At 64.8% G+C, this 22,263-nt stretch carries 20 protein-coding genes; 9 read left to right on the plus strand and 11 right to left on the minus strand.

What is annotated here, in order from left to right; all coding sequences use genetic code 11:
- Nucleotides 1-5: 5 nt before the first annotated feature.
- Genes D3878_RS08070 through D3878_RS08105 form a run of 8 tightly spaced genes read right to left on the minus strand, consistent with a single transcriptional unit; the run spans nucleotide 6 to nucleotide 8,913 of the window.
- On the minus strand, nucleotides 6-1,613 hold the full coding sequence (locus tag D3878_RS08070) for a gamma-glutamyltransferase family protein (RefSeq protein WP_233556271.1): 1,608 nt from the start codon (nucleotides 1,611-1,613) through the stop codon (nucleotides 6-8).
- A 22-nt stretch (nucleotides 1,614-1,635) separates the two neighbouring features.
- Complete coding sequence (locus tag D3878_RS08075; RefSeq protein WP_119784995.1) at nucleotides 1,636-2,658, minus strand: bile acid:sodium symporter family protein; 1,023 nt, start codon at nucleotides 2,656-2,658, stop codon at nucleotides 1,636-1,638.
- Between the two features lie 13 nt (nucleotides 2,659-2,671).
- Complete coding sequence (locus tag D3878_RS08080; protein WP_119784996.1) at nucleotides 2,672-3,346, minus strand: GntR family transcriptional regulator; 675 nt, start codon at nucleotides 3,344-3,346, stop codon at nucleotides 2,672-2,674.
- Nucleotides 3,343-4,323, minus strand: a complete 981-nt coding sequence (locus D3878_RS08085; RefSeq protein WP_119784997.1) for an ABC transporter ATP-binding protein — start codon at nucleotides 4,321-4,323, stop codon at nucleotides 3,343-3,345. Before D3878_RS08085 ends, D3878_RS08080 begins: the two co-directional genes overlap by 4 nt.
- Nucleotides 4,320-5,384 (minus strand): ABC transporter ATP-binding protein, encoded by a 1,065-nt coding sequence (locus D3878_RS08090; protein ID WP_420799502.1) that lies wholly within the window; start codon nucleotides 5,382-5,384, stop codon nucleotides 4,320-4,322. The genes D3878_RS08085 and D3878_RS08090 overlap by 4 nt, the downstream gene beginning before the upstream one ends.
- Nucleotides 5,381-6,277, minus strand: coding sequence for an ABC transporter permease (locus D3878_RS08095; RefSeq protein WP_119784998.1), 897 nt, complete (start codon nucleotides 6,275-6,277; stop codon nucleotides 5,381-5,383). The genes D3878_RS08090 and D3878_RS08095 overlap by 4 nt, the downstream gene beginning before the upstream one ends.
- Before the next feature lie 12 nt (nucleotides 6,278-6,289).
- Nucleotides 6,290-7,243 carry an ABC transporter permease gene (locus D3878_RS08100; RefSeq protein ID WP_119787775.1) on the minus strand — a complete coding sequence of 318 codons (954 nt, stop codon included), beginning with the start codon at nucleotides 7,241-7,243 and terminating at the stop codon, nucleotides 6,290-6,292.
- A gap of 59 nt (nucleotides 7,244-7,302) precedes the next feature.
- Nucleotides 7,303-8,913 carry an ABC transporter substrate-binding protein gene (locus tag D3878_RS08105; RefSeq protein ID WP_119784999.1) on the minus strand — a complete coding sequence of 537 codons (1,611 nt, stop codon included), beginning with the start codon at nucleotides 8,911-8,913 and terminating at the stop codon, nucleotides 7,303-7,305.
- 355 nt (nucleotides 8,914-9,268) lie between these two features.
- Here D3878_RS08105 and D3878_RS08110 point away from each other — a divergent pair, with 355 nt between their 5' ends.
- The gene (locus D3878_RS08110; RefSeq protein ID WP_119785000.1) at nucleotides 9,269-9,454 is read left to right on the plus strand and encodes a hypothetical protein; all 186 of its coding nucleotides are present in this window, start codon (nucleotides 9,269-9,271) and stop codon (nucleotides 9,452-9,454) included.
- Here the strand turns inward: D3878_RS08110 and D3878_RS08115 are convergent.
- Genes D3878_RS08115 through egtD form a run of 3 tightly spaced genes read right to left on the minus strand, consistent with a single transcriptional unit; the run spans nucleotide 9,451 to nucleotide 12,474 of the window.
- Nucleotides 9,451-10,167: a glutathione S-transferase gene (locus D3878_RS08115; protein WP_119785001.1), complete on the minus strand. Its 717-nt coding sequence runs from the start codon at nucleotides 10,165-10,167 to the stop codon at nucleotides 9,451-9,453. The two genes, D3878_RS08110 and D3878_RS08115, sit on opposite strands and share 4 nt — an antisense overlap.
- A 10-nt stretch (nucleotides 10,168-10,177) precedes the next feature.
- Entirely contained in the window at nucleotides 10,178-11,455 is a 1,278-nt protein-coding gene (gene egtB / locus D3878_RS08120) for an ergothioneine biosynthesis protein EgtB (RefSeq protein ID WP_119785002.1), read from the minus strand.
- A 23-nt stretch (nucleotides 11,456-11,478) separates the two neighbouring features.
- Nucleotides 11,479-12,474, minus strand: a complete 996-nt coding sequence (gene egtD, locus D3878_RS08125; protein ID WP_119785003.1) for an L-histidine N(alpha)-methyltransferase — start codon at nucleotides 12,472-12,474, stop codon at nucleotides 11,479-11,481.
- 197 nt (nucleotides 12,475-12,671) lie between these two features.
- On the opposite strand from egtD, the gene D3878_RS08130 reads away from it, so the two are divergent.
- The 8 genes from D3878_RS08130 (at nucleotide 12,672) to D3878_RS08165 (ending at nucleotide 22,191) form a co-directional block, all read left to right on the plus strand.
- Complete coding sequence (locus tag D3878_RS08130; protein WP_233556465.1) at nucleotides 12,672-13,517, plus strand: putative selenate ABC transporter substrate-binding protein; 846 nt, start codon at nucleotides 12,672-12,674, stop codon at nucleotides 13,515-13,517.
- A gap of 42 nt (nucleotides 13,518-13,559) precedes the next feature.
- Complete coding sequence (locus D3878_RS08135) at nucleotides 13,560-14,384, plus strand: phosphonate ABC transporter ATP-binding protein (RefSeq protein ID WP_119787776.1); 825 nt, start codon at nucleotides 13,560-13,562, stop codon at nucleotides 14,382-14,384.
- Nucleotides 14,384-15,217 carry a PhnE/PtxC family ABC transporter permease gene (locus D3878_RS08140; RefSeq protein WP_119785005.1) on the plus strand — a complete coding sequence of 278 codons (834 nt, stop codon included), beginning with the start codon at nucleotides 14,384-14,386 and terminating at the stop codon, nucleotides 15,215-15,217. Before D3878_RS08135 ends, D3878_RS08140 begins: the two co-directional genes overlap by 1 nt.
- On the plus strand, nucleotides 15,214-16,020 hold the full coding sequence (gene phnE, locus D3878_RS08145) for a phosphonate ABC transporter, permease protein PhnE (RefSeq protein WP_119785006.1): 807 nt from the start codon (nucleotides 15,214-15,216) through the stop codon (nucleotides 16,018-16,020). The genes D3878_RS08140 and phnE overlap by 4 nt, the downstream gene beginning before the upstream one ends.
- Before the next feature lie 10 nt (nucleotides 16,021-16,030).
- A complete protein-coding gene (locus D3878_RS08150) occupies nucleotides 16,031-16,678 on the plus strand; it encodes an ABC transporter ATP-binding protein (protein WP_119785007.1) in 648 nt (215 codons plus the stop codon).
- Nucleotide 16,679: 1 nt separating this feature from the next.
- A complete protein-coding gene (locus D3878_RS08155) occupies nucleotides 16,680-19,241 on the plus strand; it encodes an ABC transporter permease (RefSeq protein ID WP_119785008.1) in 2,562 nt (853 codons plus the stop codon).
- A gap of 101 nt (nucleotides 19,242-19,342) precedes the next feature.
- A complete protein-coding gene (locus D3878_RS08160) occupies nucleotides 19,343-20,404 on the plus strand; it encodes a lipocalin-like domain-containing protein (protein WP_233556466.1) in 1,062 nt (353 codons plus the stop codon).
- The gene (locus D3878_RS08165; protein WP_119785010.1) at nucleotides 20,401-22,191 is read left to right on the plus strand and encodes an ABC transporter transmembrane domain-containing protein; all 1,791 of its coding nucleotides are present in this window, start codon (nucleotides 20,401-20,403) and stop codon (nucleotides 22,189-22,191) included. Before D3878_RS08160 ends, D3878_RS08165 begins: the two co-directional genes overlap by 4 nt.
- Nucleotides 22,192-22,263: the final 72 nt, after the last annotated feature.

Genomic DNA, 22,263 nt, shown 5'->3' on the forward strand with positions numbered 1-22,263 from the left:
TTGCCTTACCAGGCGCCGACCCCGCCGTCGCTGCGCGGGTCGGTGCCGCCTTCGAACAAGCCGTTGGCATGCCGCACGATCGCCCCGGCGTGCCCCATGGTTTCATCATACGCCGCCATGATTTCCACATCATGCCCCATGTCGCGCAGGCGCGCGCCGACCGCACCGCCAAAGCGCGCTTCCAGCTTGAGCGTGTCGCTCGACTGTCCCCAGGTCCGGCCCAGCAGCCAGCGCGGCGCATCGATCGCCGCCTGCGGATTCATGTTGAAATTGGCAATGCGGGTAAACACCGCCGACTGGCTCTGCGGCTGGCCGTCGCCGCCCATGTTTCCATAGACGATGGTGCGACCGTCATTGAGGCGCGCCAGCGGCGGGTTCAGCGTATGGAAGGGCTTGCGGCCAGGCATGAGCGGGTTGCGCGCCGTGGCATCCAGCGCAAAGCTGCAGCCGCGATTCTGCCAGTTCACGCCGCTGTGGTCGAGCACGATGCCGCTGCCGAACTCGTGATAGATGCTCTGGATAAAACTGACGGCGACGCCATTGCCGTCCACCACCCCCATCCACACCGTATCCGCCGGGCCGAGCCCCCTGCCCCAGGGCGCGGCGCGTTCCAGCGAAATACTGTCAGCCATCCCGGCGATGCGGACGGGATCGAGCAAGTCCTGCGCATCGATTTCCATGTAGCGCGGATCGGTGATGTGACGGTCGCGAATGGCAAAGGCGCGCTTGGTGGCTTCCACGCAGGCATGCACATATTCCGCGCCCAGCGGATCCATGCCGGCCTTGAGCAGGCGGTCGAGCTGCCCGAGGATCAGCAGCGACACCAGTCCCTGCGTCGGCGGCGGCATGTTGTAGATGGTGCCGAGCGAATGCTGCAGCGCCAGCGGCGTCTTCCATGCGGCCCGATGCGATTCCAGGTCGGCCAGGGTCAGCGGGCTGCCGACTTCGGCGAGGTCGCGCGCCATGCTGCGCGCCAGCTCGCCGCGGTAGAAATCATCGAGACCGTTCTTTGCCAACTGCTCCAGCGTGGCTGCCAGCCGCGGCTGCGTGAAACGTGCCCCCGTTGCCGGCGTGGCGCCGTCGGCCAGGAAAGTGTGGGCAAAGCCGGCAATGTCCTGCAATTCGTCGCGCTTGGCGGCGATGCAGGCCGACTGGCTGCGGGTCACCGGTATGCCGTCCTTTGCATAATGGATGGCGTCGCCAAGCAGGCGCGTGAGCGGCAACTTGCCGCCGATCGCCTCGCGCGACCAGGCATAGGCGGCATCCCAGCCGGAAATCGTGCCCGCCACGGTATTGGCCGCCAGGCCGCCGCGAAAAGGGATAGCCGACAGGCCCTGCGCGCGGTACAAGTCGATGCTGGCGGCGCCAGCGGCCGCGCCGCAGGCTTCCAGCCCCATCGGCGCTTCGCCGGGGCGTGAAATCAGCCAGAAGCCGTCGCCGCCGATGCTGTTCATGTGCGGGTAAACCACGGCGATGGTCGAGGCGGCGGCGATCATCGCCTCGACCGCATTGCCGCCCTCGCGCAGGACGGCCAGCGCGCTCTGCGATGCCAGGGAGTGCGGCGCGACGGCCATGCCGCGCGTGCCGCGGGCTGGATTGATGTGCTGGTTCATGTTTATGCCTGTTTTCAAATTTTCATTTGCCCGGCGCCACGTGGCCGGGCTGGACCGGCACTGGCGCTTCTGCTTCTGCGGCGGCGGCACGGCGTGCGTAACGATTGGCCAATACCGCGCAGAGCATGAGCTGCATCTGGTGGAACAACATGAGCGGCAAGACCATCACACCCACGACACTCCCGGCGAACAGGACTTTGGCAATCGGCACTCCGCTGGCAAGGCTCTTCTTGGAACCGCAGAAGACCATGACCACTTCATCTTCGCGGCTGAAGCCAAGGCGGCGGCTCGACCAGGTCGTGATGCCGATGGTAAGCGTGAGCAGGATGGCATTGGCAAGCAGCAGGCCAGCCAGCGCGCCCGAGGGCAGTTGCTGCCACAGCCCCTGCACCACCGCTTCGCTGAAGGCGGTATACACCACCAGCAGGATCGAGCCCTGGTCAACGAAACGCAACATGGTCTTGTTGTGAGCAACCCAGGCGCCGATCCAGCGCCGCGCCACATGGCCTGCGACAAACGGCAGCAAAAGCTGCACCACGATCTTGAATATGGAATCGAGCGATGACTGGCTCTCGCCATGCAGCGACAGCACCAGGCCGGCCAGCACGGGGGTCAGGAAAATGCCGAAAAAATTGGATGCCGATGCGCTGCATACTGCCGCAGGCACATTGCCGCGCGCAACCGAAGTCAGGGCGATCGAGGATTGCACCGTCGACGGCAAGACGCACAGGAACAGGATGCCGAGATACAGATCCGGCCCGACCAGGCGTGTGAACAGCGGACCGAGCGCAAGGCCCAGCAGCGGAATCAGCAGGAAGGTGGACGCCAGCACGGCCAGGTGCAGGCGCCAGTGCGTGATGCCAGCGACAATCGACTCCCGCGATAGCTTGGCGCCATGCAGGAAAAACAGCAGGCCGACAGCGACGGCGGTAATGCTGTCGAACGCCTCGGCAAGCATGCCCTGGACCGGCAGGAAACTGGCGAGGACGACGGTGCCTGCCAGCGCGAGGACGTAATTATCAGGAAGAAAACGAGGGCGGATCATTATCAGATTTATATCAAGGCAGGGAGTGAAAAACGGCTTTGCGCGCCGACAACAGGTGCAAGCGCATATGCCGATGGGCCAGCGCGGCGTCGCGCGCCAGAATGGCGTCGAGGATGTAGGAATGCTCTTCGAATGATTCGCCGATACGCTCGATGTTGTGGAACTGGCTGCGCCGGAATGGCGCAGCCCGGTTACGCAGATGCACCGTCATCTCGCTGAGCACTGGATTGTGGGCGCCCTGGATGATGGCCGCATGCAGTTGGCGATTGAGGGAATCGTAGCTGTCCATGTCACCGGCCTGCATCGCTGCGCGTCCCTGCGCATGCAATTCGCACAGGGACGCGCGCTCGTCGTCGGTCATGCGCAGCGCCGCATGGCGCGCGCAGGCCGCCTCGAGTTCGCCGATGGCCTCGAACAGCTGGTCCAGTTGTTCCGCAGTCATTTCCGCGACAATGGCGCCACGGTTCGGGCGGTAGTCCACCAGGCCCATGATGGCGAGCTGCTTGAGCGCCTCCCGCACCGGCGTGCGGGACACGCCGAACATTTCGGCCAGCGTGTTTTCATCCAGCCTGGAGTTCGGCTGGAAGCGCCCCAGCACGATATCGTCGGCGATCTTGCGGCACACCTCCTCGGCCAGTCCGCCGCGCGAACGGGTACGGGCGCCGGCGATTTCCACGGCTTCGCTCATGCTGCCTCCGTCATCATCGTGACCGGATGCCAGCATGCCAGCCGCGTCCCGGCGGCGTCGATCATGGGCGGAACTTCCGCGCGGCAGCGCGCGCTGGCATGGCCGCAGCGCGGCGCGAAGCCGCATCCCGCCGGCAGGTTGGCAAGATCCGGCGGCGATCCCGGCACCGCCGCCAGTGGCTTGCCGCGGTTGTCCGCGCTGACAGTTGCCGCCAGCAGTCCGGCGGTATAGTGATGTTGCGGACGCTGCACGATATTCTCCACCGCGCCTTCCTCGACGATGCGGCCGGCATACATGACCGCAATCTTGTCGGCGACCTCTACCGCCGCGCCAATATCGTGGGTGACGAAAATCACCGACATGCCGGTCTCTTTCTGCAGCTCGCGCAGCAGCAGCAGGATCTGGATCTGCACCGTGGCGTCCAGCGCCGTGGTCGGCTCGTCGGCCAGCAGCAGCCTGGGCTTGCAGGCAAGCGCCAGGGCAATCATGGCGCGCTGGCGCATGCCGCCCGACAATTCATGAGGATAGGCGTCAAGCCGACGCCTCGCCTGCGGAATTTGCACGCGCTCGAGCATGCGCAGCGCTTCGGCATTGGCGGCCTGACGGTCGATGACTGCGTGTGCGCGGATGCATTCGGCAATCTGCTGGCCTATCGTATATACGGGGTCGAAAGCAAGCCCCGGCTCCTGGAATACCATCGATGCTGTGCCGCCCCGATAGCTGTCCAGTGCCTTGCCGCGCAAGGCCAGGACATCCAGTCCATCCACCAGGACGCTACCATCGACACGGGTGGTGGCAGCAGGATGCAGGCGCAGCAATGTGCGCAAGGTCACGCTTTTTCCGGAGCCGGATTCGCCCAGCAGCCCCAGCACCTGGCCGGCCTCGAGGTCGAAGCTGACCTGGTTGAGCGCGCTTGCCTTGCGCGCGCCATGGAAGTTCACATTCAGGTCGCGAACGGATACCAGGGGGGTACTCATGCAATCATCTCCACTTTTGCCTCGACAAATCCGGACTGTACATCATTCATGTGGCATGCCACCCAATGGCCATTGCCGGGCGCGGTTTCCGCCAGCGCGGGCATGCGCTCGGCGCAGACGCCCTGGGCAAACTGGCAGCGGTCGCGAAAACGGCAGCCGCTGGGCGGGTTGATCGGGTTCGGCGGATCGCCGCTCAGGGGCGAGCGCTCAGTCCGATTGGCCGGATCCATCGAAGGCACCGCCGACAGCAGCGCGCGCGTGTAGGGATGCGCCGCGCTGCCGTAGATACGTTCCACCGGACCTTTTTCCACCACCTGGCCGAGGTACATTACCATCACCTCGTCGCTGATGTAATGCACCACGTGCAGGTCATGCGAGATGAACAGATAGGTCAGCGAGTGTTCCGCCTTCAATTCCTGCAGCAGGTTGAGCACCTGCGCCTGCACCGACTTGTCGAGGGCAGCTACGGCCTCGTCGAGCACCACCAGGCGCGGGTCGAACGCCAGCGCGCGGGCGATATTGACGCGTTGCCGCTGGCCGCCAGAAAGTTCATGCGGATAGCGTGAGGCGAACTGGTCCGGTTCGAGACCGACCCGCGCCAGCAATCGGCGCGCCCTGGCATTGGCATCGGCGGCGGACACGCCGTGCACCCTGGGACCGTAGGCGATCGTCTCGGCGATGGTCAGGCGCGGGTTCAGCGAGGCGAACGAATCCTGGAACACCATCTGCAGGTTGCGCCGGAATTCCTTGAGTTCCATGCCGCCGTATTCGTTGACGCCGTCGCCGTCGAATATCATGAAACCGCTGTCCGGCGCCATCAGGCGGGCAATCAGGCGCGCCGTCGTCGATTTTCCGCAACCGGATTCGCCGACGATGCCGAGGGTTTTACCCTTGGCCACCGAAAAGCTCACGCCATCAACGGCATGCACATACTTGCGCTCCCGTTCGAAGACGCTGCCGCGCACTGCGAAGCGCTTCTTCAGGTCGCGCACCACCAGCAGAGGCTGGGCCGGCCCGCCACGGTCGTCGCGGGATAAGTCTGGCTGTTTCATGATGTTCATTTGCGGATATCCATGGCTGAGCGAAGGCCGTCAGCGAGTAGATTGAAGGCGATGGAGGTGACAAAAATGAGCGCGCCGGGAATTGCCGCGACCGTCGGATTGCTGTAGATCGCCGAGCGCAGCGTGTTGAGCATCAGGCCCCACTCCGGCTCCGGCGGCTTGACGCCCAGGCCGAGAAAGGACAGGCCGGAGCCGAGGATCATGCTGACGCTCAGCAAACCGGTGGCATACACGAATACCGGCCCGAGCACGTTGCCCAGCACATGCACGCGAATGATGGAGAACGCGCTGGCGCCGCTCATGCGCGCCGCTTCGATGTAATCGAGCCGGCGCACCTGCGTCGTCACGCTCTCGGCGATGCGCACCACCTGCGGCACGAACACCAGCGTCAGGGCAATCAGGCTATTGCTCATGCCAGGCCCGAGCGCGCCGGAAATGGCCACGGCCAGGAGCACCGAGGGGAACGCGTAGAAGATGTCGAGCACGCGCATGATGATCGTGTTCAGGCGGCCGCCGACATAGCCGGCCATCAGACCGACCGAGGTGCCGATGACAAATGCCGCCAGCACGGGCACCACGCCCATCAGCAGGGACAGGCGGCCGCCGTACATCAGGCGGGAGACCAGGTCGCGGCCGAGCTCGTCGGTGCCCAGCAGGTAGCCCTCGCTGCCCACCGGCAGCAGACGGTTCAGCATGCTGGCCTTGTAAGGGTCTGCCGGCGCCAGCCACGGCGCAAACACGGCAGCGCCAATGATCAGGATAAGGATCACCGCGCTGGCAAGGGCAACCGGCTCTCGGCAGAACTGCCGGGCCACCACGGTCCAGTAACTGCGGCTGGCCGGCGGCCTGACAGCGTCTTGCGCCGGCAAAGCGATATCGAGGGATGCAGACATGAAGCGTTCCTTTCAGCCCCGGCCCATGCGGGGGTCGAGCAGCGGTTGCAGAATATCGACGATCAGGTTGAGCGCCACGAAAAACATGCACAGCACCAGGATCGTTCCCTGCAATAGCGGGATATCGCGCTGGAAGATCGCTGTATTGAGCAAAAAGCCGGTGCCCGGCCAGGCGAAAACCGTCTCCACCAGGATCGAACCACCCATCAGGTAGCCGATCTGCAGGCCGGCCACGGCCAGCACGGTGGGTGCCGTGTTCTTGGCGATGTGGCGAAATACCCTGCTGCCGCCAAGACCGCGCGCCCGCAGGGAAGTCACGAATTCCTGTTGCAGCATGTCGGCGACCAGGGCACGCACCGTGCGCGTGATGATGCCCATCGGGATCACCGACAGCGTCAAGGCCGGCAGCACGAGATGGCGCATGTGCTCGATATCCCACCGCCATTCGGAAGAGCCGCCCGGCCCCGCGCCCATGGCCGGGAACCAGTCAAGCCAGATCGAGAAAATGATGGTGAGAACCAGTCCCAGCCAGTAGTGGGGGATACTGACGCCAACGACCGAAATCAAGGTCGCGATGCGGTCGATCCAGCCGCCGTTTTTGTAGCCGGCCAGCGCGCCGAGCGCGCAGCCGGCCAGGACGCCGACCAGGCCGGCAATGCCAGCGAGCAGCAAGGTATTGCTGACCGCACTCATGACCTCGGTGTTGACAGCACGGCCGGAGGCAATCGACGTGCCGAGGTCGCCCTGCACCGCCCGCCATAGCCAGACGCCATACTGCACCGGAACCGGGCGGTCGAGCCCGTACGCGCTTTTCAGCGCCTCAATCACGTCTGCCGGCGCATCCGCCGGCGCGATGGCATTCAAGGGGTCGCCCGGCGCCAGATATACCAGCATGAATGACACCAGCGTCACACCCAGCGCGATCGGAATAGCGTACAAGAAACGCTTAAGGATATAGAACAACATCATCGTCTTTCATGAATACGGTCGGGGCCGGGGCGGCGCCCCGACCGTCAAACGTCACATCACATGCGGATCGTGGTGAGATCCTGGAACCAGTGCTGCGCCTGCACGAACTCCTTGACCTTGGGGGAAAGGGCGTGGGGATTGACGTCATGCACCACCCACAGCATCAGCGCATCGTCGACCATGGCCTGGTGCACGCTGGCCAGCAAGCCGTCCTGGACCTTGGTGTCGAAGCTGACGCGGATCTTGTCGATGGCGGCATCGACCTTCGGGTTGGCGTATCCACCCCAGTTCACGCCATTCGGCGCCTGGTACCGGCCGTAGGCAAAGCGGGTGAGCGCGTAGAACGGATCGGCCGTCACATAGCCCAGGTTGATGCCGGTGATGCCCTTGCCTGCATTCATGTCAGCCTTGGCGCCGCTCCTCCAGTGCAGATAGAGATTTTCCAGTTCGACGACTTCGAATTCCAGCTGGATGCCGACTTCTGCCAGGCTTTGCTGGATGAATTCATTCATCGGCAGCGACAGCATTTGTCCGGTGCCGCCCTGGGCGATGATGATCTTGGCCTTGAGCGGCTTGCTCGGGCTGTAGCCGGCCTGGGCCATCAGCGCCTTGGCGGTTGCCAGGTCGTATTTGATCTGGAAGCCAGGCTTGCCGAACCAGGGACTGGTAGCGTCCAGCTGGCCCTTGGCCGGTGTCGCCAGGCCATTGAGCAGTTTGACGATGGCATCGCGATCGATGGCCAGGTTGGCTGCCTTGCGCACGCGGATATCGGTCCAGGGCGAGCCCGGCTGGGTACTGAAGTGATAAGGCCAGACGTGCGGCGTGACATTCTTGACCAGCTTGTATCCCGAGCGCTGCAACTGCGGCAGCACATCCGGCGGCGGCGTCTCGATGATGTCGACCTGGCCGTTCATCAGGGCATTCGCGCGCGTCAATGCATCGGGAATCGGCACCAGCACGATGCGGTCGGTCTTGGCCATGCGGGTCTTGTCCCAGTAGCCGGCATTCTTCACCAGGTCGGCGCGCTCGCGCGGCACCAGCTTGTCCAGCTTGAAAGGACCTGTGCCGGAAGGCTGGGAAGCAAACTTGTTCCAGTCGCGGCCGAGCTTGTCCCACTGGGTCGGGCTGGAAATCAGGAACCACGGCAATTGATAGGGAAACAGGGCGTCGACATCCTTGGTAACGATTTCCACCGTGCTGTCGTCCACCTTGCGGTAGGACGCAATGGAGGGAATGCGCGGACGCACCTGGGCGCTTTGCTTCGCATCGAACTGCGGCGACTTGTCGTCCAACACCTTGTCAAGGTTCCACACCACGGCATCGGCCGTCAGGTCAGACCCGTCATGGAACTTCACGCCCTTGCGGAGAGAAAATCGCCATTTCTTGTTGTCCTTGGGATCGACATTCCATGCCGTCGCCAGGCCGGGAATCAGCTTGCCGGGACGGTTGCCGATATTGGCTTCCCAGGCGACCAGCGGATCATAGAGGGTGTGTCCGGTGAATTGATAAGCGCCGGCACCACGGTCCGGCTGCCCGGTCGTCAGCGGAATATCCGCCATGGAAATGCCATAACGGGCAACAGTCTCGGCGTGCAGACTTGCATGCAAAGTGAGGGCAAACGGTAGTGCGATCAGACAGCGAGCGAATTTCTTGCTTAGGGGTTGCATGTAATTCTCCAAGTGAGTGAAACACGCTCCAAGTTGCATGAAGCGTGCCAGAAAGCAAAATCACTTGAAATGTTTTTTATAAAACCTTGTTATATCTGAGTTATTTTTCTTATTGTATTTAATGAAGACGCCTCATCCAGCAGAAAGAATGACAAACAGAAAACAAATCTTGCATACAATTTCACCGAAATAGGATGCAGTTGAGGGATTGCGCACCAAATCAGGCGCCTGACTGCATACAAGATCCGAATGCCACCCATCTACCAAAGCACCAGCGAGGTGCGAAAGCCGGTCTATTTATCGGCATGAATATTGCTGGAATTCCTGCATATTCGTTCTTCAGAAAGGATGTGCAATGGATACTGCAACCACCTTCAAGACAATAAAGCCGGCAGATATCCCGATTACGCCAGCACGAACGGAAATTGGGTACCATGCCGCCTCGCAATGCGTCTCCTTGCACTGTCCGCTGCATGTCTGGGTCTGCGACCTGAACGGCGACCTGGTATTCGCCACCAATCGCCCCGCCGTGACGGCCTAGGGCTGCAGTTCCGGGTAGTGGCGGAATATTCCCTCTTCTGAAAATGGCAGGCGCCGCGCCGACGCCAGGTAGGCCGCGATGCGCGGACGCTGCGCCACGCGATCGTGCAGATCGACCAGCAACGGCCATCCCGACTCCCTTTTTGCCATCGCATGCGGAAAAGCGTAGCGCATGCCCTCGACCACCTGGAACATCGACAGGTCGGCATACGACAGCCGGGCGCCGACCATGAAGCGGCTGCCGCGCGGATTATGTGCCAGCACCTGCTCGAAGTAATCCAGGTACTTGGGCAGCCGGACTGCGGTGAAATCGGCTGCACGGATTTTCGCCGCCTTCTTCTGCTCTTCGTAATACAGGTTGACCGACAGCGGATGATGGGTGTCGTGCACTTCCGTGACGAGGTCGGCGACGGTCAGCTGCAACTGGTGCGTCCACAGCCGCCCTGCCTCGGCTTTCGGCGCCAGGCCGAGCGCAGTGCCGAGAAACAGCAGGATGTTGGCGGTCTGGCCGATCAGCAGGTCGCCTGCCTTCAGGAATGGCGGCGCAAACGAAAACCGGCCCGACGCGCCGGGCTCCAGCAGCCGCATCATGGCCGCCGTCCCGCCATCCTGGCGCGCCACGTCGACATAATCGGCGCCAGCCTCTTCCAGCACCAGGCGCACGAATTCACCGCGCCCCTGGATCCCCGGCCAATAATACAGTTCGTAAATCATTTTACGGCGATCATGAACGCGCCAGGCGGATGCCGGAAAACTGCCAGCGTGCTGTGGCGGGAAAGAAATTGCGGTAAGTCGCGCGGGCATGGCCGGCCGGGGTGGCGCAGGATGAGCCGCGCAGCACGTACTGGTTGACCATGAATTTGCCGTTGTATTCGCCGAGCGCCCCGGCGGACGGCGCATAGCCGGGATACGGCGCGTAGCTGCTGGCAGTCCATTGCCAGCAGGCGCCGAACATCTGCGCCAATCCTTCCTGGCGCGCCGCCTGCGGATGCATGGCTTCGTGCGCCAGTTCGTGGCGACCGCTGGCGGCGACTTCCCACTCGGTTTCCGTCGGCAGCCGCGCTCCCGCCCAGCGCGCATAGGCATCGGCCTCGAAATAGGAAAGGTGACTGACCGGCGCGTGCAATTCCAGCGGCAGCAAGCCATGCAGGGTGAACTCCTGCCAGCCATCCTGCGCCGGCCGCTCCGCGTTCTCCCCGGGCGCATGCCAGTACAGTGGCGCCGACAAGCGGCTCGCCTGCACCCAATCCCAGCCTTCCGACAACCACAAGGCCGGCGTGGCATAGCCGCCGCCAATCACGAAAGCCAGGTATTCGCCATTGCTGACCAGCCGCGACGCCAGCTGGAAAGGCTCGACGAACTGGCGATGACGCGGCAGTTCATTATCGAAGCAAAAGCCGTTGCCGGCATGGCCGATCTCGACGACATCGGCTTCGTAGGCCAGCCAGTCCAGCGGCAAGGTCTGGCGTGCTTCAGGCCCAGGCTGGCTGGCGTAAGCCGGCTTCAGCGGGTTTTGCGCCAGCAGGTGCTTGACGTCGGTGAGCATCAGTTCCTGGTGCTGCTGCTCGTGGTGCAGGCCCAGTTCCACCAGTGGCAGCATGTCCTTCGCCGCACTCGCGTCGGACAGCAATGCCAGCATGCGGGCGTCGACATTGCGGCGATAGTCGAATACCGCCGACAAGGGCGGACGCGTCAGCAGGCCACGCTGCGAACGCGGATAGCGGGCGCCGACGTCGTTATAATAGGAATTGAACAGCACGCGAAATTGCGGCTGGAACGGGTGGAAGTTCCGCTCGAAGCGCTCCAGGATGAAGGTCTCGAAAAACCAGGTGGTATGCGCCAGGTGCCATTTGACAGGACTGGCGTCCGCCATCGACTGCGCGCAGCAATCCTCTTCCGAGAGCGGCTCGCACAGCATCATCGAGCGCGCCCGCACGCTGAAGTAATGCTGCGACAGGGCTTCGACCCCTTGCAGGAAATGCGCCTCGGCGTGCGTGTTCATGGCGACATCGCTTCCTTCACCTGTCAATGCGGCGCGCGCGCATGGCACACCATGAACCAGCCGCGCGCGTCGGTCCAGGCGCGCGGCTGGACGAAGCCGGCCTCTTCCAGAAGTTGCAGGAAGCCCTCGCGCGTGTACTTGTAACTATTCTCGGTATGGATGCGTTCGCCTTCGGCGAAGCGGCGGCGCGCGCCCGGCCAGCCCACGCTGACGTCGCGGCGCGCCTCCAGATGCATTTCGACGCGGCTGGCATCCGGATTGAAATAGCCGAGATGGCGCCAGTCGCGCACATCGAAGTCAGCGCCGAGCAAGACATTCAGGTGCTGCAACAGGTTCAGGTTGAAGGCGGCGGTCACGCCCAGGGCATCGTCGTAGGCGGCATCCAGCAGCCGCTTGTCCTTGACCAGGTCGACGCCGATCAGCAAGCCGCCGCCCGCGCCCTTTTCCGCCCCATCGCTGCAGGCTGCGCGAACGCGGCGCAGGAAGGCCAGTGCCTGGTCGGGCGCATCGTTGCCGATCGAGGAGCCGGGGTAAAAGATCAGGCGCCGCGTGCGGCCGACCGCTTCGGGCAAGTCCAGCGCGCTGGAAAAATCCAGGCCGATGCTGGTGACGGCAAGTTGTGGATGGCGCTGCTTGAGCTGCGCCACCGCCTCGCGCAGAAAATCGACCGAGATATCTACCGGTACATACTGGCGCGGCGCCAGCGCATCGAACAGCCTGGCGGCCTTGGCGCAGTTGCCGGCGCCGAGATCGATCAGGGTCACGCCGGTGCCGATGGCCGCGGCCATGGCGGGCAGGTGCCGCGCAAAAATTTCCGTTTCAGTGCGGGTCGGGTAATATTCCGGCAATTCGCAAATCGCCTCGAACAGTTTTGATCCGAGCGGGTCGTAGAGGAATTTGGGCGCAACGGTCGCATTCGTGGCAAGCAAGCCCGCCACCAGCTCGGCGCGAATGGCGGTGTCATCCCGATGAAAAGCCTGGATGAATCCGTCCGGCAAATGTTCAGCGGGTCTCGACATGGCGTTCGATCCGGTTGATGCTGCATGAAAAGCTGATCTGCCCGCAGCAATACATGATTATTTTGGCTATCATAGCGGATTATCCCACCCCCCGGTTGAGACCAGACAAAGGCTACCCGCCCTTTGCTCGACGACTTTCCAATAACCTTACAAGAAAGCTTACCATGCTCAAGCGCGTTGCTTCTCCCTGCAAAAAAATGGTGTTGACCCTGGTGCTGGCTGTCGGCGCCGCCGCCTCCGGCAGCCTTGCGTATGCACAACAAGTCCTGCGCGTATCTGCCATCCCCGACGAGGCGCCGACCGAACTGCAGCGCAAGTTCAAGCCGCTAGGCGAATACCTGGAACAGAAGACCGGCCTGAAAGTCGAATTCACTCCGGTCACCGACTATGCCGCATCGGTGGAAGGCTTGCTGAACAATAAGCTGGATATGGTCTGGTTCGGCGGCTTCACCTTCGTGCAAGCCAATGTCCGCAGCAAGGGCCAGGTGATCCCGATCGTGCAGCGCGAGGAAGACGAGAAATTCAAGTCGGTGTTCATCACCACCCACAAGGACATCAACAAGCTGGAAGACCTGAAGGGCAAGACCTTCTCCTTCGGCTCCGAGTCGTCGACCTCCGGCCACCTGATGCCGCGCTCCTTCCTGCTGGGCGCAAAGGTCAATCCGGACACCGACATGAAGCGCATCGCCTTCTCGGGCGCGCATGACGCCACCGTGGCGGCGGTTAGCGGCGGCAAGGTCGATGCCGGCGCCCTGAACATCTCGGTGTGGGAAAAGCTGGTTTCGCAAGGCAAGGTCGATCCGAAGGAAGTGCGCGTGTTCTACACCACACCCGGCTATTACGACTACAACTGGACGGTGCGCGCCGACATGAACCCGGCGCTGCGCAAGAAGCTCACCGATGCCTTCCTGGCGCTGAACAAGGACACCGCGCAAGGCAAGGAAATCCTCGAACTGCAACGCGCCACCCGTTTCATCCCGACCAAGCCCGAGAACTACAAGGCGATCGAGGATGCAGCGAAGAACGCCGGCCTGTTGAAGTAAGCGGTATTGGCCAGGGCGAACGGTGCGACTGACGAAAACATCATGGTTTTTTCATTGAACCAGCTGTCGGTGCGCCATCACGGCGCCGGCGGTGCCGCGTACGCCCTGCGCGAACTGACCCTCACGGTCGCGGCCGGCGAACAGGTCGCCCTGATCGGTCCGTCCGGCGCCGGCAAGACCACCCTGCTGCACACCCTGGCCTGCGCCCATCGCCCGGATAGCGGCACGCTTGAAGTGTTTGGCGTCTCGCCCTGGGCGCTGTCCGATGCCCAGCGCCATGCGTTGCGGCGCCGTTTGTTCCTGGCGCCGCAGACGCCGCCGCTGCCACCGCGCCAGCGCGTCGTCACGGCGGTGCTGGCCGGCCGTCTGCCGCAATGGAGCCTGGCGCACGCCATCGTCTCGCTGTTCAAGCCAGCCGATCCGCAACTGGCCTTCGAGGCGCTGGCGCACTTTCATCTGCAGGACAAACTGTATTCCCGCGTCGACCGCCTGTCCGGCGGCGAACGCCAGCGCTGCGGCATGGCCCGGCTGCTGGTTTCCGGCGCCGAGGCGCTGCTGGTCGACGAACCCCTGTCGGCGCTCGACCCGACACTGGCGCTGCAGACGCTCGCCGTGCTGCAACAGGAAGCGCAATCCCGCAAGGCCGCCATGATCTGCAGCCTGCACCAGGTCGAACTGGCCCGGCAGCACTTCCCGCGCATCATAGGCCTGCGCGATGGCCGTATCGTCTTCGACGCCGCCCGCGAGGATGTCACCGACGCCATGATCGCCGCGCTGTATCGCCATGCGACCACGCCGCTGCATGCCGCCGACGAAGCGGAAAACGGCAGCCTGCAGCAGGCGCCCACCATCACGCGCTGCTTCTGATGCCATCCGCCGCGCCCAATCAGTACGCCGATCCCGCCTGGCGCATTCGCGTGGCCGGCCTGGCGATCGGCATCGCCCTGCTGTGGCCGCTGCTGGTGGCGAGCGAATTCAAGCCCTGGATCCTGTTCGACGCGCAAAGCCTGCGGGCGACCGGGCGCTTCCTGGCTGATTTCTTCCCGCCGGCGCACTCTGCCGAATTCCTCGCCATGGTAGTCACGGCGACCTGGGAAACCATCGCCATGGCGACCGCCGGCCTGACCCTGGCGATCGTCGGCGCGATCCCGCTGACCCTGGTGGTCAACGAACAATTATCCATTTCCCGTATCGGCGGCGGCCGCATGCGCCTGCCGGCGCAGCTGGCGCGGCAAGCCGCGCGCTGGCTGCTGGTGGGCCTGCGCAGCGTGCCCGAACTGGTGTGGGCGCTGCTGTTCGTGCGCATTGTCGGCCTCGGCCCGACCGCCGGCGTGCTGGCGATCGCACTGACCTATTGCGGCATGCTCGGCAAGGTGTACGCCGAAATTCTCGACTCGGCCGACGCCCATGCGACGCAGGCGCTGTTGCGAGCCGGCAGTTCGCGCCTGTCGGCGCTGCTTTACGGCACCCTGCCGCAAGCCGCATCGGAACTGGTTTCCTACACGGTATACCGCTGGGAATGCGCGATCCGTGGCTCGATCATCATGGGCTTCGTCGGCGCCGGCGGGCTCGGACAAAGGATGGATGAATCCATGAAAATGCTGGCAGGCGGCGAAGTGGCGAGCATGCTGCTGGTCTTCATCCTGCTGGTGGGCTGCGCCGACGGCGCCAGCCGGCTGTTGCGACGGCGGCTGGGATGAGCGGCGACGCCCTCAAGCTGGTAGCACCGGCGCCGCCGCCGCGCGACTGGCCGATCCTGTTGCTGCTGGCGGCAATCCTGCTGATGGTCATTGCCAGCTTCGCCACCCTGCCGCTGAAATGGGGCGAGTTGTTCAGCGCCGGGGCCTTGCAATCCACCCTGGAATTCCTGCGCGGCTTCGCGCCGCCGGAACTGGCGCCGGCATTCCTGCGCAAGGTCGCCGGCGCCACCCTGGAGACGCTGGCGATGTCGGCGCTGGGCACCCTGCTGGCGGCAATCGCGGGGCTGGCGCTGGCGCTGCCGGCGGCCGGCCGCTTCGGCGCCGCGCCGCGCGCAGCCACCCGCATGCTGCTCAATGTCCTGCGCTCGGTGCCGGAACTGGTGTGGGCCTCGATCCTGCTGATCGCCGCCGGCCTCGGACCCTTCGGCGGCACCATGGCGCTGGCCGCGCACACCGCTGGCGTCTTGGGGCGGCTGTTCGCCGACGCCATGGAGAACCTGCCGCCGCAGCCGGAAGCAACGCTGCGCATCAACGGCGTCACGCCGGCGGCGGCCTTCCTGTACGCGACCCTGCCGCAAGCGCTGCCGCAGATCATGTCGTACACCCTCTACCGCTGGGAAAACAATATCCGCGCCGCCGCCGTGCTGGGCGTGGTCGGCGCCGGCGGTCTCGGCCAGATGCTGAAATACCACCTGTCGCTGTTCCAGATGCAGCAAGCCGCCACGGTCATCATCGCCATGCTGCTGCTGGTGGCGGCAGTCGACGCGGCAAGCTTCGCGCTGCGCCGCGGCATGACCCGCTAGCAGGGGCGCCATGCTGGAACTGCGCCACCTCAGCAAGGCTTACGCGAACGGACGCCAGGTGTTGTCCGACCTGTCCTGGCGCCTGGCGCCCGGCGAATACGTCGCCATCATGGGCGAATCCGGCGTCGGCAAGTCGACCTTGCTGAATATCATCGCCGGCCTGGATACGCCGGACTCAGGCGATGTCGTGGTCGATGGCGTGGCGATTTCCACGCTGGACGACGATGCCACGACCCGTCTGCGCCGCGAAAAATTCGGCTTCATCTTCCAGGCTTTCCACATCCTGCCGCACCTGAACCTGCTGCAGAACATCGCCCTGCCGCTGCTGTTGAACGGCATGCCGCAGGCGCGCGCCGCGCAGATGCTGGCAGCAGTCGGCCTGGACGGGCGCGGCGCGGATTTCCCGCGCCAGCTGTCGGGCGGCGAATTGCAGCGCGTGGCGATCGCCCGCGCACTGGTGCACCAGCCCCGGCTCATCCTCGCGGATGAGCCGACCGGCAATCTCGACCCGGAGACTGCGCACGGCATCCAGCAATTGCTGCGCGCCGAAATCAAGGCCAACCAGGCCAGCGCCATCCTGGTCACCCATTCGCCGGCGGCGGCTGCCAGCGCCGACCGCGTGCTGGTGCTGAGCCGGGACGGCTTGCGCCCGGCCTGACATGCCAACGCCAGCGCGCACTACCTCCCTGCGACGCTTGCTGCACTGGCTGCTGGCCGGCGAATGGCGCGCCCATCCGCTGCGCAGCGGTATCGCCATCCTTGCCATCGCCGTCGGCGTGGCGCTCGGCTTTGCCATCCATCTGATCAACAGCGCCGCCCTCAATGAATTCTCGGCCGCGGTGCAAACCCTGTCCGGCCAGGCCGACCTGCAGGTGCGCGGCACACAAAGCTGGTTCGACGAAACGCTCTATCCGCCGCTGGCAGAGCATCCCTCGGTGGCGCTGGCCAGTCCGGTTCTGGAGGTCGACGCGGCCCTGCCCGGCCAGACCAGACCGCTGAAAATCATCGGCATCGACGTCTTTCGCGCGGCGGCAATCACTCCCGAACTGGTCGGCACCGTGCTCGAAGACAATCGTACCGACACCCTGGCCGACGACGCCATCTTCCTGTCGCCGGCGGCGCTGCAATGGCTGCAGCGCCAGCCTGGCCAGCAGCTGCAGCTGCGCGCCGGCACCGGTACGGTAAGCTTGCGCATCGCCGGCACCCTGACTGGCGCGCGTCCCGGCCAGCGCCTTGCCGTCATGGACATCGGCGCGCTGCAATGGCGCCTGCACCACCTCGGGCAGTTGTCGCGCATCGACCTGAAACTGCGGGACGGCGTGCCGCGTGCGGCCTTGCAACGGCAACTGGCGCAGCAGCTGCAGGGCCGCGCGCTCGTCGGCGAACCGCAAGAACAGCAAACGCGCATCGCCAGCATGTCGCGCGCCTACCGCGTCAACCTCAACGTGCTGGCGCTGGTGGCCCTGTTTACCGGCGCCTTCCTGGTGTTTTCCAGCCAGGCGCAGGCCGTCATCCGCCGCCGCAGCCAGCTGGCGCTGCTGCGTGTGCTCGGCATGACGCGCCGCCAATTACTGCTGCAACTGCTGGCCGAAGGCGCCCTGCTCGGCACCGCAGGCGCCCTGCTGGGACTGGCAGGCGGCCACGCGGCCGCTGCCGCCGCCCTGCATTTTTTCGGTGGCGACCTCGGCGGCGGCTACTTTCCCGGCGTGCAGCCGAGCGTGCAATTCGCGCCCGGCGCCGCCCTGGTGTTTTTCCTGCTCGGCACCGGCGTCGCCGTGCTCGGCAGCGCCGCCCCGGCATGGGAAGCGGCCCGCGCGCAGCCCGCGCAAGCCTTGAAACCCGGCAGCGAGGAAAGCGCCCTGTCGAGGCTGGCGACGCCATGGCCGGCGCTGGCCTGCCTTCTGCTGGGGGCGCTATTCACCCGCCTGCCGCCGCTGGCCGGCTTGCCGGTATTCGGCTACCTGGCGGTGGCGTTGCTGCTGGTCGGCGGCATTGCACTGATGCCGCGCCTGGCGGCGCTGGCCTTCGGCGCCCTGTCGGCATTCGCCACCCGGAAAGGCGCCAGCGCCAGCGTGGCCGCCACGCTCGGACTGGCGCGCCTGGCCAACGCCCCCAACCAGGCATCGATTGCGCTGGGCGGCGTCTTGTCCAGCTTCAGCCTGATGGTGGCGATGGCAATCATGGTGGCCAGTTTCCGCGTCTCGGTGGATGACTGGCTGTTGCGGGTCTTGCCGGCGGACCTGTATGCGCAGACCGCTGGCGCCGGCAGCACCGACGGCTTCGCCCCGGCCGAGCAAGCTGCGATCGCCGCAGCGCCCGGCATCGCCCGCGCCGATTACCTGCGCATGACGCAGCTGACGCTGGATCCGGGCCGTCCGACGGTGGCGCTGATCGCCCGCCCGATCGACATCCATGACCCGGGCAAGACGCTGGCGCTGGTGGGCGACAGCCTGCCGCCGCCAGCCATCCCGCCTGACGTGGTGCCTGTGTGGGTGTCGGAAGCCATGCTCGATCTCTACGGCTATCGACCTGGTTCGCGCATCCGCCTGCCGCTCGGCGGTCGCCAGCAGGATTGCATCGTGGCCGGCGTGTGGCGCGACTATGTGCGCCAGTTCGGCGCCATCCAGATGCGGCAGGATGATTACCGGCGCCTGAGCGGCGACCTGCTGGCCGACAATGCCGCGCTGTGGCTGCGCCCGGACAGTGTGCCGACAGAGATCATCGAGACCTTGCGGCGACTGCCTTTCGGACCCGCACTGGAGTTTTCCCAGCCCGGCGAAATCCGCGCTGCCAGCCTGAAAATCTTCGACCGCAGTTTCGCAGTCACCTACCTGCTGGAAGCAGTAGCGGTACTGATCGGCCTGTTTGGCGTGGCCACCACCTTTTCCGCGCAAACCATCGCACGCGCCCGCGAATTCGGCATGCTGCGCCATATCGGCGTGACCCGCCGCCAGATACTCGGCATCCTCGCCATCGAAGGCTTTTTATTGACCGGCATCGGCATTGCCGCCGGCTTTGCGCTGGGATTTGCCATCAGCCTGATCCTGGTGCATGTCGTCAACCCGCAATCCTTCCACTGGAGCATGCAACTTCATATGCCGTGGAAATTGCTGGCAAGCGTCGCGGCCGTCCTGCTGGCCGCGGCAACGCTCACAGCGGTGGCCGCCGGCCGCCATGCCGTGTCCGGCAATGCGGTACGCGCGGTCAGGGAGGATTGGTGATGCGAGCAACAATCAACAGACTGGCGCGCGCGGCATGTGCAGCATTGGCAACATTGGCAACATTGGCAGCATTCGTGGCATTGGTGACATTCAGCGCCACCATGGTACTCGCCGCCCCGCCCGCGCTGGCGCCGGTGTTGCCGGGCCAGGTCCTGGCCTTCCCGCGCGATCACGGCGCCCACCCGGAATTTCGTACCGAATGGTGGTACGTCACTGGCTGGCTTGAAACACCGCAGGGGAAACCGCTCGGCTTCCAGATCACTTTCTTCCGCTCGGCCACCGATCACGACCGCACCAATCCGAGTGGCTTCGCGCCGAAGCAACTGGTCATCGCACATGCCGCCCTGTCCGATCCTGAACATGGCAAACTCTTGCACGACCAGAAAAGCGCCCGCGAAGGTTTCGGCTTGGCCTACGCAAAACCAGGCGACACCGATGTAAAAATTGACAGCTGGCGTCTGCAGCGCAGCCAGGACGGCCGTTACCACGCCAGCATCGCCGCGCGCGATTTCTCCCTGGACCTGCAACTGGTGCCACGACAGCCTCCCATGCTGCAAGGCGAGCGTGGCTTTTCCCGCAAAGGGCCGCGCCCGGAACAGGCCAGTTACTATTACAGCCAGCCGCAACTGCAAGTGAGCGGCAGCGTCAGCCGCGGCGCAAATCGAGACGCAAATCGTGACGCAAATCGTGGCAGCCAGGCGCAAGCGGTCAGCGGCACGGCCTGGCTCGACCATGAATGGTCCACCAGCGTGCTGGATGAAAACGCCGCTGGCTGGGACTGGCTGGGCGCCAACCTCGACGATGGCGGCGCCCTGATGGCCTTCCAGATCCGCGCAAAGGATGGCAAGAAATTGTGGGCGCATGCGGCCCTGCGCGATGCCAGCGGCCGCGTCACGCAATTCGGTGCCGACCAGGTCAGCTTTGCTCCGGTACGCCGCTGGCGCTCGCCGCGCACCGATGCCAGCTATCCGGTGGCCCAAACGATTACAATCGGTCCCCATGCATGGCAATTGTCGCCGCTACAGGACGACCAGGAACTCGATTCGCGCCAGTCCACCGGCGCAGTTTACTGGGAAGGCGCCGTCACCATCCGCCGCAACGGCCACCCGGCCGGACACGGTTACCTTGAACTGACCGGCTACGTAAAGCCGCTGAAACTATGACGACATCCACTCCGCGCGCCAAAGGCAGCCTCGCCACCCTGGGCGCGTTGCTGCCCTTCCTGCGCCCCTACCTGCGCCGCTTCCTCCTTGCCGGCGTCGCCCTGCTGGTGGCGGCCGGCGCCACCCTGGCCATCCCCTACGCCTTCCGCCAGATGATCGACCTCGGCTTTGGCGCCGCCGGCGCTGCGGGTGCTGCCAGCGCCGCTCATATTGACCGCTATTTCCTCGGGCTGTTCGGCGTTGCCGGCATCCTGGCGCTGGCCACCGCCGCGCGCTTTTACATGGTGTCCTGGCTGGGCGAACGCGTCACCGCCGATTTGCGCAGCGCCGTGTACCGGCACGTGGTCGAGCAAAGCCCGCAATTTTTCGAAACCGCGCAAACCGGCGAAGTGCTGTCGCGCCTGACCACCGACACCACTTTGATCCAGGCGCTGGTCGGCACCAGCATTTCGATGGCCCTGCGCAATGCCCTGCTGCTGGTTGGCGGCATGGCGTTGCTGTTCGTTACCAGCGTCAAATTGTCCGCCCTGATCCTGGTGCTGCTGGCGCTGGTGGTGCTGCCGATCATCCTGTTCGGCCGGCGCGTGCGCAAGCTATCGCGCGATTCGCAAGACCGCATCGCCGACGCTTCTGCGCTGGCCGGCGAAATCCTCAACGCCATGCCGACCGTGCAAGCCTTTACGCAGGAAAGGCGGGAATCGCAGCGCTTCGGCGTCACGGTCGAACGCGCCTTCGCCACCGCCACCGCGCGCATCCGCGCCCGCTCGCAGCTGACGGCGCTGGCGATCCTGCTGGTATTCGGCGCCATCGTGTTCGTGCTGTGGCTGGGTGCGCAAGCCGTGCTTGAGGGCAGCATGACTGCGGGCGAGCTGGGCCAGTTCATCCTGTATGCGGTCATCGTCGCCGGCGCCATCGGCGCCCTCGCCGAAGTGCTGGGAGAAGCGCAGCGCGCCGCCGGCGCCACCGAGCGCCTGCTGGAACTGCTGACGCTCAGCTCGCCGATCCAGACGCCCGCGCATCCGCACGCCTTGCCGCAACGCGCCGCCGGCGGCGCCGCGCTCACCCTCGCCGCAGTGGACTTCTGCTATCCGTCGCGGCCGCAAACGCCGGCATTGTCGCAACTGTCGCTGACGGTCGCGCCAGGCGAAACGGTGGCCATTGTCGGCCCTTCCGGTGCCGGCAAGACCACCCTGTTCCAGCTGCTGCTGCGCTTTTACGACCCGCAACAGGGGCAGATCACGCTAGACGGCATCGATATCCGCCGGCTCGACCTGCAAGACTTGCGCAGTGCAATCGGCATCGTGCCGCAGGATACCGTGATCTTTTCCGCCGATGCGCTGGAAAACATCCGCTATGGCCGCCCCGGCGCCAGCGACGAAGAAGTGATCGCCGCCGCGAAAATGGCGGCCGCGCACGAATTCATCGAGCGCCTGCCGCAAGGCTACAAGTCGTTCCTGGGCGAGCGCGGCGTGCGCCTGTCCGGCGGCCAGCGCCAGCGCATCGCGATCGCCCGCGCGCTGCTGAAAAATCCGCCGCTGCTGTTGCTGGACGAAGCCACCAGCGCGCTCGACGCCGAATCCGAGCGCCTGGTGCAGGCCGCGCTGGAAGCAGCCATGCAGGGTCGTACCACGCTCGTGATTGCCCACCGCCTGGCCACCGTGCAGCGCGCCGACCGCATTCTGGTGATGGAACACGGCCGGATTGTCGAATCCGGCACGCACGCGCAACTGGTGGTGCAGGGTGGCCTGTATGCCAGCCTGGCTGCGCTGCAATTCGGCCACGGATAAAAGACGCGCGCATCATCAGTTAAAATGACGGGCATCGCCCTCCGACCAAGACCCAAGTCACCAAGAAGCACC

Source organism: Noviherbaspirillum sedimenti (assembly GCF_003590835.1).
Lineage (GTDB): Bacteria > Pseudomonadota > Gammaproteobacteria > Burkholderiales > Burkholderiaceae_D > Paucimonas > Paucimonas sedimenti.